Origin of the sequence: Enterobacter sp. HK169 (assembly GCF_001719105.1) — a bacterium.
Lineage (GTDB): Bacteria > Pseudomonadota > Gammaproteobacteria > Enterobacterales > Enterobacteriaceae > Enterobacter > Enterobacter asburiae_B.
Map to the genome: position 1 here is coordinate 560,949 of NZ_CP017087.1, position 13,133 is coordinate 574,081.

General features: G+C 52.6%; 16 protein-coding genes. 5 read left to right on the top strand and 11 right to left on the bottom strand.

Annotated elements, in window-relative coordinates:
* Position 1: 1 nt before the first annotated feature.
* Positions 2–886, bottom strand: coding sequence for a hypothetical protein (locus tag EnteroDNA1_RS02725; protein WP_033145482.1), 885 nt, complete (start codon positions 884–886; stop codon positions 2–4).
* Between the two features lie 276 nt (positions 887–1,162).
* Here EnteroDNA1_RS02725 and EnteroDNA1_RS02730 point away from each other — a divergent pair, with 276 nt between their 5' ends.
* Positions 1,163–2,626, top strand: coding sequence for an EAL domain-containing protein (locus tag EnteroDNA1_RS02730; protein WP_069302798.1), 1,464 nt, complete (start codon positions 1,163–1,165; stop codon positions 2,624–2,626).
* A 28-nt stretch (positions 2,627–2,654) separates the two neighbouring features.
* Here the strand turns inward: EnteroDNA1_RS02730 and EnteroDNA1_RS02735 are convergent, their stop codons facing one another.
* The 3 genes from EnteroDNA1_RS02735 to EnteroDNA1_RS02745 form a co-directional block, all read right to left on the bottom strand.
* Complete coding sequence (locus EnteroDNA1_RS02735) at positions 2,655–2,927, bottom strand: DUF883 family protein (RefSeq protein ID WP_048977815.1); 273 nt, start codon at positions 2,925–2,927, stop codon at positions 2,655–2,657.
* A gap of 119 nt (positions 2,928–3,046) precedes the next feature.
* The gene (locus EnteroDNA1_RS02740; RefSeq protein ID WP_023335645.1) at positions 3,047–3,715 is read right to left on the bottom strand and encodes an epoxyqueuosine reductase QueH; all 669 of its coding nucleotides are present in this window, start codon (positions 3,713–3,715) and stop codon (positions 3,047–3,049) included.
* A 124-nt stretch (positions 3,716–3,839) separates the two neighbouring features.
* A complete protein-coding gene (locus EnteroDNA1_RS02745) occupies positions 3,840–4,316 on the bottom strand; it encodes a GNAT family N-acetyltransferase (protein WP_069302799.1) in 477 nt (158 codons plus the stop codon).
* An 89-nt stretch (positions 4,317–4,405) separates the two neighbouring features.
* Here EnteroDNA1_RS02745 and EnteroDNA1_RS02750 point away from each other — a divergent pair, with 89 nt between their 5' ends.
* Positions 4,406–5,368, top strand: a complete 963-nt coding sequence (locus EnteroDNA1_RS02750; protein WP_069302800.1) for a LysR family transcriptional regulator — start codon at positions 4,406–4,408, stop codon at positions 5,366–5,368.
* On the opposite strand, the gene EnteroDNA1_RS02755 is transcribed toward EnteroDNA1_RS02750, so the two are convergent.
* From EnteroDNA1_RS02755 to EnteroDNA1_RS21590, 7 genes are all read right to left on the bottom strand, one after another.
* Positions 5,323–5,538: a helix-turn-helix domain-containing protein gene (locus tag EnteroDNA1_RS02755; protein ID WP_024908393.1), complete on the bottom strand. Its 216-nt coding sequence runs from the start codon at positions 5,536–5,538 to the stop codon at positions 5,323–5,325. The genes EnteroDNA1_RS02750 and EnteroDNA1_RS02755 overlap by 46 nt on opposite strands.
* Before the next feature lie 2 nt (positions 5,539–5,540).
* Positions 5,541–6,074: a DUF2975 domain-containing protein gene (locus tag EnteroDNA1_RS02760; RefSeq protein WP_134211429.1), complete on the bottom strand. Its 534-nt coding sequence runs from the start codon at positions 6,072–6,074 to the stop codon at positions 5,541–5,543.
* Positions 6,075–6,099: 25 nt separating this feature from the next.
* A complete protein-coding gene (locus EnteroDNA1_RS02765; RefSeq protein WP_048978814.1) occupies positions 6,100–6,447 on the bottom strand; it encodes a hypothetical protein in 348 nt (115 codons plus the stop codon).
* Positions 6,434–7,549: a serine hydrolase domain-containing protein gene (locus EnteroDNA1_RS02770; RefSeq protein WP_058840632.1), complete on the bottom strand. Its 1,116-nt coding sequence runs from the start codon at positions 7,547–7,549 to the stop codon at positions 6,434–6,436. The genes EnteroDNA1_RS02765 and EnteroDNA1_RS02770 overlap by 14 nt, the downstream gene beginning before the upstream one ends.
* Positions 7,550–7,559: 10 nt before the next feature.
* Complete coding sequence (locus tag EnteroDNA1_RS02775) at positions 7,560–8,366, bottom strand: MipA/OmpV family protein (protein ID WP_048978812.1); 807 nt, start codon at positions 8,364–8,366, stop codon at positions 7,560–7,562.
* Positions 8,367–8,686: 320 nt separating this feature from the next.
* On the bottom strand, positions 8,687–9,190 hold the full coding sequence (locus tag EnteroDNA1_RS02780) for a YbjP/YqhG family protein (protein WP_047061850.1): 504 nt from the start codon (positions 9,188–9,190) through the stop codon (positions 8,687–8,689).
* Entirely contained in the window at positions 9,190–9,558 is a 369-nt protein-coding gene (locus tag EnteroDNA1_RS21590; RefSeq protein WP_071891545.1) for an NlpC/P60 family protein, read from the bottom strand. Before EnteroDNA1_RS21590 ends, EnteroDNA1_RS02780 begins: the two co-directional genes overlap by 1 nt.
* A gap of 229 nt (positions 9,559–9,787) precedes the next feature.
* On the opposite strand from EnteroDNA1_RS21590, the gene EnteroDNA1_RS02785 reads away from it, so the two are divergent.
* The 3 genes from EnteroDNA1_RS02785 (at position 9,788) to EnteroDNA1_RS02795 (ending at position 13,065) form a co-directional block, all read left to right on the top strand.
* Positions 9,788–10,063: a metal/formaldehyde-sensitive transcriptional repressor gene (locus EnteroDNA1_RS02785; protein ID WP_003857256.1), complete on the top strand. Its 276-nt coding sequence runs from the start codon at positions 9,788–9,790 to the stop codon at positions 10,061–10,063.
* Positions 10,064–10,094: 31 nt separating this feature from the next.
* Positions 10,095–11,213 (top strand): S-(hydroxymethyl)glutathione dehydrogenase/class III alcohol dehydrogenase, encoded by a 1,119-nt coding sequence (locus EnteroDNA1_RS02790; protein WP_064672938.1) that lies wholly within the window; start codon positions 10,095–10,097, stop codon positions 11,211–11,213.
* Between the two features lie 160 nt (positions 11,214–11,373).
* Positions 11,374–13,065, top strand: coding sequence for a methyl-accepting chemotaxis protein (locus EnteroDNA1_RS02795; RefSeq protein ID WP_069302802.1), 1,692 nt, complete (start codon positions 11,374–11,376; stop codon positions 13,063–13,065).
* Positions 13,066–13,133: the final 68 nt, after the last annotated feature.

Below are 13,133 nucleotides of genomic sequence, written 5' to 3' on the forward strand. Positions count from 1 at the left end.
ATTATACGGTTGACGTCACGTTGTGAGCGTGGCGTCGCTCTTTAGGCACAACGTTGATGTAATGCGTAACATACGCAAAATATAAACCGGCATAATTTTCGACAAGGTCGATAAACGCCGGGTATATCGACATCCGACCATCACCACGATCTTTAAGATAACCCGCCTCTTGTGCCGACTTGACAATTCGGTTGACGTGGATGCGCGAAACAAAAAATTCCTTTGCGAGCGTGCTGGCTGAATAGTCAATGACCGCACCGTGAGCGGATTTATTTTTCATGGCCTGCAGATAGATATAAAGCATAATCATGCGGCCGCCATCTTTATCAATAAATAACCCCACCTCAGGTAACACCTTTCTGAACGTTAATCCCCGGAAAAGATATTCAGCCGCGCGGCGGAAAAAGTTGTTTCTCAAAATATCATTATCCAGCAGGTTAACATTAATATTAAATGCCGGATAAAGAATGCTGACGGGCAAAAAAGCGCCGGACATATAGCGCTTAAGTTCATTGAGTCCTTTTTCGGTTGGCGCGATTCTCGTTTTGCGTCGGTCATCCGTGCAGCGCCAGGTCCTGATGCGCCCGGTGGTTCTCAGTATCGTAATGATCGCAATCACGCTGTTGGGGCTGGCTATTTTATAGCGAGAGCATAACTCTTTAATCTCTGAAACTGACTCGGCCTGATTTCCAAAAATAAAACAACACATGGAGAGGATAATGTTAAACCGTGATTCCTGCAGCATTGTCTTGTAGAACAAAGGTTGTTTTTTGTAGATGGTGTCATTAATTGTGTAGTGCTCTAATATTGCCTCACCGAATCGCGGATTGTTCTTTATAACATCCCTTCGATGTAGCAAGGCCCTGGATGAGATGTGATTATCCATAGCATTTTTCTCGTATTTGAATGAGCCGATAGATGAAGTGTCCACTCTTCTTTTTCGGAATTTTCATTATACCCTGAGAATAAGATATTTGCCGTTGTTATTTGCAAAGAAAAGTACATTTAAACGACGGTGATTAACGCAAAGATGTTCCTGTGAGTTCAGCGGATAACTGTTTCTTACCCTGAAGCTGTACTGTAAAATTAATGTTTATAACAGGTGCGTTAAATTTTACGTATTAACAAATGGAAATGGTGCCTCAGTGCCCAGGAGCAGTTTATGACCCACACAATTTCTCTCAGAAATGAGGCGTGCGATGAACATAAATTTGTCATCTCCGCCTGCGGTTTTACGTTCCAGGGATATCGTCTGATCCTTAACCAGTACGGAATACAGGCTTCGCATATTCACTTTGACGGGGATGAGGTATCCCAACAGGATTTAGAAATTATCCTTATAAATCAGAATGCTCATATTGTGGTGTTTCTCGGAAAAGGTATCGTCAGCCTCCTGGAGAGCCTGAAGAGACTGGCGTCCGTACTCAATGCACTTCCCGTTATTCGACGCGTCACCCTGTATGGCGACCTGCCGGATAGCTGGCTATATCGCACCCTGGGCACGCTTTTAAATAATAGTTATCAATTATCATTGATTCGACTGGCCCGCGTTTCAGATGTCATAACCTGTATTCATACACACCATAATATTTTTAAAGATCGTTCGTACGTATTACGCGATCGCTACAAGGATAATTCTTCGCAAGAAACCGTAAAGTGGCTAACAAAAAGAGAAATTGACGTTTTATTAAATTTCTACCGCGGCATGTCCGTAAAAGAAATGTGCGACGAAATGGGACTTTCTAATAAAACGGTTTATACCCACCGTAAGGAAGGCGTGCTGAAATTACGCTTAATTAAGCGGTGGCTAAACGATTCGCACAATTTCAGCGCGGAAAGACGTATCAAGCGGCGGAGCCAACATACGGATTTTACGGATAAAGAATCAGAAATTTTTAATGCATTATATAAAAAAGAGATCTTCCCCGCTTATCAGATCATTACCGATCGTGACAAAAAGGGCGTAGGCTTTGAGATACTGATCCGCTGGAATAAAAACGGTAAAATTGTCAAGCCGGCCAGTTTTCTCACGGATATTTCAAATCATGAGATATGGTTGAAAATAACGGCGTTAGTCATCCATGCCGCCGTGTCAGGGATTAATAAGTATAATGGAAAATACTATTTTTCTGTAAATATTCCGCCTCGTCTGGCTTCCGGAAATGCATTGCCTGATATGGCAAAGAAAGCTATCGACATGCTGCTCAAGCCGCAGTGGGCCGAAAAGCTGGTCTTTGAATTTGCTGAAGATATTGACGTGACGAAGGACAAAAGGATCCCTGAAACCATGCGGCATTTGCGTAATACGGGGTGTCGATTATTTCTGGATGACTGCTTCTCTAACCATCAAACCATGTTCCCGGTGCGGCAGGTGCATTTTGATGGACTCAAGCTGGATCGCGACATCGTTGAGCATTTTGTGGCAAACGACAATGACTATAACCTGATTAAAGCGATACAGATTTATAGCGACATGACCGGAACGGACTGTATTGCCGAGGGGGTTGATAGTGAAGAAAAGTTTGAAAAATTAGTCGCGCTGGGCGTCAAAAATTTTCAGGGGTATTATTTATCGCGCGCAGTGAAAGAGGAAGAGTTAGACCGCATGGTCAGGATGTTTAGCTAAGAAAAATAAAGCCCCGAAGGGCCTTTTATTATTTTCGACCGAGCAGCAGGCCGAGAACAATACCGACCGCACCCGCTGCGACGAGGCCGGTGAGGGGGTTATTTCTGACAGCTTCAGTGACGTCGGAAACGGCATCGCTGGCCTGCGCGGCATATTTTCTGGCCGCACCTTTTACCTGATGCTTTGGTGAATCAACGAATTCACCAAACTGCTGCTGCGCGGAACCTGCAAGCTCGTCAAATTTATTTTTTGCTTTATCTTCAGCAAACTGGGTGTTTTTATCAGTACCGAAATCAGACATTTTTGCCTCCTTTTGTTGATTATTAAAGGATAGCCGCTCTTTGTGGATGTGGGAGACGTTAGGCTAAATTCGGTACATATCAGGGCTGTTTTCGGATATATCTCTATACCGGAAACCCGTTATTTCTCATTGTCATCCTGACCGTAATACAGTTTCCCGATGCGAATCAGCGGGCGGCCCTGAGACTTACGATGCAGGTTACTGTCCCTGAGCGAATAAACGCACCCGCAGTATTCCTGCTGGTAAAACTGCTCCCGCTTGCTGATCTCAATCATGCGAGAGGAGCCGCCCTGTTTACGCCAGTTATAGTCCCAGTAAACCATACCCGGATAGCGCGCGGCAGCACGCTGGCCGCAGTCATTTATCTGCTGCATGTTTTTCCAGCGGGAGATCCCCAGCGAGCTGCTGATGACGCTGAATCCATTTTCTGCCGCATACAGCGCCGTACGCTCGAAACGCATATCGAAGCACATGGTGCAGCGGACGCCACGCTCGGGTTCCCATTCCATGCCTTTCGCACGCTCAAACCAGTTATCTGTATCGTAATCGGCATCAACAAACGGCACGCCGTGTTTTTCCGCAAAGCGAATATTCTCCTCCTTACGAATGAGGTATTCCTTTTGTGGATGGATATTGGGGTTGTAGAAGAAAATCGTATAGTCAATCCCCGAAGCCTGGATAGCCTCCATCACTTCACCCGAGCAGGGGGCGCAGCAGGAGTGCAACAGCAGCTTGTCGGCACCGTCTGGCAGGGAAAGTTGTGGGCGGATAAAAGGGGCTGTCGTCATGGCGTTCTGCAATATGTTTATGAAATTTATGGAAGGGTAGCATAAATTCATCATCTGTTGAGACGGGATTAAGGCAGGTCAGAGCGACCCCGCGGGGCGGGATCATCTCGGGTACCACGTGTCGCTATTCGGCAAAATTCAGCAGCGCGTCGCCATCAAGACGATAGCGAACCCATTCGGACTGCGGCAGCGCGCCTATGCTCAGGTAAAAATCAATGGCGGGCTGGTTCCAGTCCAGCACGCTCCATTCAAGGCGGCCGCACTGCCGTTTTACCGCGAGCTGAGCGATATGTTTCAGCAGCGCTCTTCCCGCGCCTTTACCGCGATACTCCGGGGATACGTACAGGTCTTCCATATAAATCCCGTTGCGTCCGAGCCAGGTCGAATAGCTGGTGAAGAACACGGCATAGCCGGCAGTCTTGCCTTCACACTCCGCGATCAACGCTTCGGTTTTTGTGCCTGTGCCAAAGAGCGTTTCGCGGATTTCCTCCGGCGTGGTAACCACTTCTTCCGGCGCTTTTTCATACACCGCCAGCTCGTAGATCATGGCGTATATTGCCGCCGCATCTTCGGGGCGGGCCTGACGAATGGTGATGCTCATTGTTTTTCCTGTGTTTTAGCCTGTGTACGATTGATGGCGTTAAGCATACGGAGTATTGTCCGAAGAATTAAGTGCAATGAAATCAACAAATGATGAATATTATGCATTCGGTACTGAGGCGTCTTGATTTAAACCTGCTGCCCGTTTTCGACTCGATTTACCGCCATCGTTCCGTTCGGCTGGCCGCTGACGAGCTGGCGATGAGCACATCGGCACTGAGCCATGCGCTGTCGCGTTTGCGCATCACCCTTAATGACCCGCTCTTTTTTCGGGAAGGGCATCGCATGTCCCCCAGCGTGTATGCCTCTCAGCTTGCGCCTTCGATTGCTTCCGCATTGTCGTTCCTCAATCATGAGCTGACCCCGCAGCCGGAGTTTGACCCGGCCAGCAGTACCGAAAGCCTACAAATTGGGATTACGGACTTTACCGCGCTGTGCATTTTCCCGGCGCTGATGCACAAACTGCAGCTTGCGGCCCCGGGTTTGCGTTTCGAATTGCGCTATCTGCCGCACAGCCCGGCGCTGACGGAACTGCTGGCGGGCGAAGTGGATCTTGCGCTGGGGTTCAGCACTCAGGATGATATCCGGCACCCGGAGCTGGAAGAGATCGACTGGTTTGAAGATGAGTATGTGGTCATCAGCAACGCGCGCCGGACGCGTCTGACGCTGGAGGATTATCTCGCGGCCCGACACCTGGTGGTGACGCCATGGAATGAGAAGCAGGGCGTTCTGGACGTGCGGCTGGAACAACTGGGCTATACCCGACAAATTGCGATCAAAACGCCGTCGATGCTGAGCGCGCCGTTTATCGTTGCGGAAAGCGACCTGCTGATGGCGATCCCCCGTTTTGCCGCTGAGAAGCTGGCTGCGGCAGCGGACCTGAGGATTTTTCCTTTACCGTTTTCGATACGCACCTTTGAAGTGAAAATTTACTCGCATAAACGCAGCGGCCAGCGAGGGGCGACCCGCTGGCTTAAGGAGGAGCTGCAAACGCTGGCGCAGGCGCTTCATTCCGGGCTGTCCGGCTCCCAGGAAAGGATGTCGCCGGGTTGACACTGCAGCGCTTCGCAAATTTTCGCCAGCGTATCAAAACGTATCCCTTTAACCTTGCCGGACTTGAGCAGCGACAGGTTTTGCTCCGTGATCCCCACAAAGGCAGCCAGGGCTCTGGACGTCATTTTCTTTTCTACCAGCATTTTGTCCAGATGAACCACGACAGCCATAATCAGATGAACTCCTTATTTTCTTCTTCCGCTTTGATCCCTTCGACCAGGGAGTGAAACGTTACCAGCAGCAAACCGCCGGTTAATAACAGAACAAAATCCCCAAGCAAAAGGGTGACCTGGTAGTAATGTCCCGGCCACGCGATCGCGAGAGGGATCAAAAAGCGACAGACCGGCAGCGCGATCCCAAGGCTTAGCATTGCGATTGCAATGTTGCGAACGCTGTTCGCCAGGGCCCGGGAGAGGATCTGCTTTTGACGAACCTGTCGCGTGACGCTCATTCCCTGCCAGATAGCGAAGGCAAACAGCCCCGCCGGGAGATAAAGGATCGCCAGCAGGAGTATCTGGCGTAGCGGCGAAACCGTCGAAACCGCCAGATCGTCATTCTGAACCTCAGCGAGCTTTAGCAGAGTGGAAATGAAAAACGACTCGCCGGTGAAATAAATCCACAAAGGGGTGATTAAAACCAGGATGAGAAATAGCGGCAGCACCCCTGCGATGAGCACCAGACTGAGTTTATCCCTCGCACCATTCACGTCGAACCTTCCTGAATATTTCATATTATTTTAAGACCAGCATGCTCAAGCATGACATAAGCATCAGCGCGATGGCAATCTTGCCACCGTTCAGACAGTTAGCGCCGCGTTTCATCCACGGTTTTGGCCACACGTGATACACGCTAATGGCGAGATAAGAGGCCTGAATCACCCAGGTGAGCATTCTGAAAAAGTAACCTGAACTGTTCAGATGGGTGATGGTCTGCATCATCTCCATGCTATAGAGAATGATTCCGACGGTCAGCATTGTGTTCACCAGCCGAAGTTTATACCGCGCGGCCCAGGCTCCGCACGTAAACAGCAGGGCCGAGACGAAGGTTAGTATCGCCCAGAGAATATCAATCCAGTTCATGATGCGCCTCTGCTGCCTGATATGGCTGGGCTAACAGCAGCCGTATGGCCGGGACAACCACCGGCCACGCGGTGTCGGAAAGGATCACCACGGCGCTTTTACGCTGTCGGTCGAAGGCAATAGCGGAAGCAAACCCTGACGATTCACCATCATGCCAGGTGATATCGCGCCCCTGAATGCGCGTGGTGAACCAGCCATAGCCTACGCGTGAATCGGGATCGTCAGTCGCAAACTGTGGCGTCATTGCGTCGCTCCATGCGAGCTTTCCTTCCAGCAGCGACTGCGCGTAATGGGCCATGTCGACAATGGTTGAGCGCACGCCTGCGGCAGGGGCAAACGCGTGCATGACCCACGGCGCTTCGCTCAGGCCGGAAGCGGACCGACCGCGGCTGAATGCGAAAGAGGCGGGCGTCGTATCGCTGGCGACGACGGAGTCTGTCATATGCGCCTGAGCGAAAATTCGCGTTTGCAGGAGATGAGCAAAAGATTGATGCGATGCACGCGCCAGCGCCAGTCCCAGCAGCGCGTAGCCGGTGTTGGAATAGTCAAATTCAGCCGGGCGTTCGACGCTGGCTTTATTCACCATCTCTATTAATGTCTCCTCATCGAAGTTCCAGATATTGTCACGCAGGATGATGCTTTTAATGACCTGAACTTTCTCGGGTAACGACGTCGCCAGCGGCGGCAGGCCGGAGCGGTGCGAAGCCAGCTGCGCCAGGGTAATATCGCTCGCCAGGCCCGCTATCTCCGGAATAAGTTCACCGACGCGGGTTTGTGGCGCCGCTTCGCCGCGTCGCTGCGCCTCAATCAGCAGGCTGCTGGTCATGGTTTTGGTCAGGCTGGCGATTTCATACTGTTTCGTAAAATCGCTGTCCCACAGAGCGTACTGCACGCCTTTCGGCGTAATGAATGCGACGGCAACGCTGCCTCGCGCACCGCTGAGTAATGGCGTCAGGAACGAGACTATGGTTGCATCTCCCGTCTGGCGCGGGGACGGAGTGCTGACGCCCGGCTGCAGGTAGATGCCTGCAGCAATCAGCGACACAAAAACCACCCCTGCGGCTAAGAGTCGCCTGCGGCTGTACACATACCGTTTATTCATGGTTTTCGCCTCAGAACTCGTACTGGATCATGGATGACAGGGTGTACTGTATGCGGCTTTTCACCAGCGGGCTCTGACCCGCTTCATCAATCAGACAGGCTGCGCGGCCGGCCACCCCAGCCGCCAGATTTTCGCTGATGTGCCAGACCAGTTCGCTATCGACCCCAGCTTCCTGCAAACCCGATGAGGGTGAATATGCCTCAAACCCAGTGCGCTGAGACTGGTTCGCGGTGACGCCATAATGGCGCTGCTGATAGCCGCCGTTCGCCCAGGTGATGTCACCTGCGACCGAAAACTCGACGTCCTGCCCGCGCCAGAGGGTGGACTTTACGCCGCTGTTCACGGTCCTCGCCTGCGGCTGCGTCTCGCCACCGTACCGGTGTTTTTGCGTTGCGCTTAACGCCCGCAGCCATATCGTCCAGTCCTCGCGGTGATAACGCATCTCCGCGCCAGCCATCAGCATGTCGGACATATCGCCCATTCCCTGCAGGTCGCGGTTTTTTCGGGCGGAGAAGGGATAGTTAACTGTCTCTTTTCGCCCCTCATCAGAGGCCAGCAGCAGGCTCACGGCAAACGGGGCGTCGGGGCTATATGTCCATGCAAGACCTTCCGTAGAGAGATCCCACTGCCCATAGTCTTTACTCTTCAGACTCAGGCCGCCTTTAAGTAGCGGCCCGGGCGCGTAATGCTGCGATCCCGAATAAACGGGGCTGACCGCGACGCCCAGTCCCGCGTAACCGGACAGATCCGCACTGCGTGCGGGGGCGCAAAGCGCGATCCCCGCGAGCGAAACGCCATACAGCAGACTTCTTTTCATTCGATGCCTCTCCTGGCAAAGGGTAAGTTGAAGTGCGTGCAGGCTAGCCTGGAGATTATCGTAAAACAATAAACATTTATTGTTTTACACTAAAATTGGTAGGGTTGTTCAAGCGCTCACGATAAAAAGAGATGCGGCCGGGGAGGAAAGTACAATATCGTAACTCTATGATTAAACGTGTAGTTCGCAGGAACACCGTCGCGACAGGACGATAAATGATTGATGACATTCGTTGTGAACAAGGGCTCGTCAATGCCGGGTAAATTATGAAAACACAAATGCCAGGACATATGTCCTGGCATGACACAAGAAAAGAGAGATTAGGGGGACGTTATACTTGCGGCATATCGTTGTGCGGCAGCAATCGCCCTGTCGTCAAAAATATACTGTTCAAAATGATGGCTCGCATCGGTGACGCGATATATTTTCCACTTACCGTCTTCATTGCGCAGATACACGTTTAACTGCAGCTTCTGCTCATGACCCACACCCAGCTCGACGTTAACAAGTTTTCCGGACGCAGAGTTTATCGCGTTGCTTACGCTTAGGTCAGGGATCCACTCCGCGGCATAGTCTTGCGTATAGGTAAAATAGTCGGAACCGATAATTTCCTGCTCATAGAGAGAGAAAATTCTCTGCAGTCGGAAGAGCGTGTCTCGCGCGATATACTCACGCATTTTTGGGGAATCGAGATTATCTTCTTTGCTGTCTGTAACGAAAGCCGTGAGGTAAAACGTATAAAAGTCATGAGTGCGTTTTTCCGGCGTATCCATCTGTGTTGCACATCCTGTCAGTAACAGGCACATCAAAAGAACGTTACGCATCAGCTTTTCCTGTAAATTTTATAAGCAGGGCGTGCGGAGCGATATCCCGGACCACCCCACATATTTCTTTGTCTGAAATCAGAGTACCAGGTTGTACCGTCATAAATCGCCATGTGACCTGCCGGATTTCCTCCCTCATAGGGCTGAATAACAACCACATCGCCTTCCTGTAATGTTTCACCTTGCCCTAAAACTCTGAAACCTGCTCGTTCAAGGTTACTGCCATAGTCTTTTGCATTGGGTGCATTTCCAATATCCACGCCACCTGCTCGTATTGCCTTGCGAGTAAATTCACCACAGCGTTTTTGCGATGAAATGCCGGCACTCTGGCGTGCATGCAGGGCCGCAGCGTGTTTGTTCCATGCCATGTGTTAACTCCTGTTGTATATGAAATCGTCACTAAACAACGGGATCTTCAATTCGGTTAGGCAAATAATGTTATTAAAAAATTATATATTTCATATGGTTATATATTTTTAGGTTTCATTCTCTTGCTTGATGATATGCGGTAGATACGCTGATTTTGCAACGGAAATAGAAGGTTTACATCGCCAGGTAAGTAAAATACCATACCCCCCTATAGTATCAGGAGGGCGTATGCCACATTCACCCGAAGATAAAAAACGTATTCTTACTCGCGTCCGCCGCATTCGGGGTCAGGTTGATGCCCTTGAACGCGCGCTGGAGTCGGGCGACCCCTGTCTGGCCATCCTGCAGCAAATCGCCGCCGTGCGCGGGGCTGCCAATGGCCTGATGGGCGAAATGGTTGAAATTCACCTCAAAGATGAGCTGGTGACGGGGGAAACCACGCCGGATCAGCGAGCCGTACGCATGGCAGAAGTCGGCCATTTGCTGCGCTCTTATCTAAAATAAACCCACACACCTGACAAAAAGGGAAGACATGATGAAATCTCGCGCTGCAGTTGCATTTGGTCCCGGCCAGCCGCTGAAAATCGTTGAAATCGACGTGGCACCGCCGAAGAAAGGCGAAGTGCTGATCAAAATCACCCATACCGGCGTGTGCCATACCGATGCGTTTACGCTCTCCGGTGACGATCCGGAAGGCGTCTTCCCGGCGGTGCTGGGTCATGAAGGCGGCGGGATTGTGGTGGAAGTGGGCGAGGGCGTGACCAGCCTGAAGCCTGGCGATCACGTTATCCCGCTGTACACGGCGGAGTGCGGCGAGTGTAAGTTCTGTAAATCCGGTAAAACCAACCTCTGCCAGGCGGTTCGCGCCACTCAGGGGAAAGGGCTGATGCCGGACGGCACCACCCGTTTCTCCTATAACGGCGAGCCTGTTTATCACTACATGGGCACCAGCACCTTCAGCGAGTACACCGTATGCGCGGAAATTTCCCTGGCGAAGGTGAACCCGCAGGCGCCGCTGGATAAAGTCTGCCTGCTGGGCTGCGGCGTGACCACCGGTATCGGCGCGGTGCATAACACGGCAAAAGTCAAAGAGGGCGACACCGTTGCGGTGTTCGGTCTCGGCGGCATTGGTCTGGCGGTCATTCAGGGCGCGGTGCAGGCGAAAGCCGGTCGTATCATCGCGGTCGACACCAACCCGGAGAAATTCAGGCTGGCGGGTGAAATGGGCGCGACCGATTTCGTTAACCCGAAGGATCACGAAAAACCGATTCAGGATGTCATCGTTGAGATGACCGACGGCGGCGTTGACTTCAGCTTCGAATGTATCGGCAACGTGAACGTGATGCGTTCCGCGCTGGAGTGCTGCCACAAAGGCTGGGGCGAGAGCATCATCATTGGCGTGGCCGGCGCGGGCCAGGAGATTAAAACCCGTCCATTCCAGCTGGTCACCGGGCGCGTGTGGCGCGGTTCCGCGTTTGGCGGCGTGAAGGGCCGTACCCAGCTTCCGGGTATGGTTGAAGATGCCATGGCCGGCAAGATTCAGCTCGACCCGTTCATTACCCACCGTTTGCCGCTGGAGCAGATCAACGACGCGTTCGATCTGATGCACGAAGGAAAATCCATCCGTACCGTCATTCATTTCGGCGACAAGTAGCTCTTCTGCCAGCGGTTTTTCACCGCTGGCGTTTCTTTAATAATCTTCTCTAAAGTGTGACCAGTGCGGCGTTTTTAGCCGTAATCTAAATCTCTGCCGTGCCGATGACTATTTAACAGGCGTGTTTTTACGCATCTTACCTACAAGAGAGTCGACGGTCATGGACAACACTACTTCGATGCAGGCGCAGCGCAAGCTGGGCTTCTTGCATCACATCAGGCTGGTTCCGCTGTTTTCCTCCATTCTCGGTGGCATTATTCTTCTGTTCGCCTTGAGCTCGGGTCTGGCGGGGTATTTCCTGCTGCAGGCCGATAACGATCAGCAGGATGTCACATCCGAAATTCAGGTGCGTATGGGGCTGTCGAACAGCTCAAACCATCTGCGAACCGCGCGTATCAACCTGATCCACGCCGGTGCGGCAAGCCGTATCGCGGAGATGGATGCGATGAAGCAGAACATCAGCGAGGCTGAAAAGCGTATTAAGCAGTCCCAGGAGAGCTTTACCGCCTATATGAATCGTGCCGTGCGCACCGCTGAGGGCGCAGCGCTGGATGAGGATCTCAAGGCGCGGTACGACGCCTATATTGCGGGCATGCAGCCGATGGTGAAATTCGCCAAAAACGGCATGTTCGAAGCGATTATCAACCACGAAAACGAAACGGCGCGTCCGCTGGATGACGCTTACAACGCCGTGCTGCTGAAGGCGATTAAGATCCGTACCGAGCGTGCCAATGCGCTGACGGCGCAGGCGCACAGCCGCACGCAGCTGGGCCTGATGTTTATGGTGGGCGCGTTTGCGCTGGCGCTGGTGCTGACGGCGATGACCTTTGTCGTGCTCCGCCGCACGGTAATCAATCCTTTGCAGCGTGCAGCGAAACGTATCGAGAATATCGCCAAAGGCGACCTGACGATGCCGGACGACGTGGCCGGGCGCAGCGAAATTGGCCGCCTGACGCGCGATCTGCAAACCATGCAGCACTCGCTTGAAAACACCGTAGGCACCGTACGTCAGGGGGCGGAGGAGATCTACCGCGGCACGAGCGAGATTTCTGCCGGTAACACCGATCTCTCTTCGCGTACCGAACAGCAGGCTGCGGCCATTGAGCAAACCGCCGCAAGCATGGAACAGCTGACCGCGACGGTGAAACAGAACGCCGATAACGCCCATCATGCCAGCAAGCTTGCGGAAGATGCCTCCGGGAAAGCCAGCCGCGGCGGCCAGATGGTCTCAGGCGTGGTCAAAACCATGGGCAATATCTCCACCAGTTCGAAAAAAATCTCCGAGATCACCGCCGTCATCAACAGCATTGCGTTCCAGACCAATATCCTGGCGCTTAACGCGGCGGTAGAAGCGGCGCGGGCGGGCGAGCAGGGGCGCGGTTTTGCCGTGGTGGCAAGCGAAGTCCGAACCCTTGCAAGCCGCAGTGCGAATGCCGCAAAAGAGATCGAAAGCCTGATTAACGAATCGGTCTCGCTGATCGACCAGGGCTCCGGTGAGGTTGTGGCTGCCGGTAACACCATGAATGAAATCGTCGAAGCGGTTAAACGCGTGACTGACATCATGCTGGAGATTGCCGCCGCGTCCGATGAGCAGAGCCGCGGTATCGTGCAGGTGAGCCAGGCGATTTCTGAGATGGATAAAGTGACCCAGCAGAACGCCTCGCTGGTGGAAGAAGCCTCTGCGGCCGCCGCGTCTCTGGAAGAACAGGGCGCGCGTCTGACCGAGGCGGTCGGGGCGTTTCGTCTGAGCGGTGCAAAGTCGGGCCGCGCGGTGACGTCTGCGCCAGTGGCGAAGAACGCGCCGTTGCGTCCGGCGGCGACGGTTTCCGGGGATAACTGGGAGACGTTCTGAGTTGTCGGCAGTGTCGGGTGGCGCTTCGCTTACCCGACCTACAAAATCTGACCTACAAAAAAGGGACC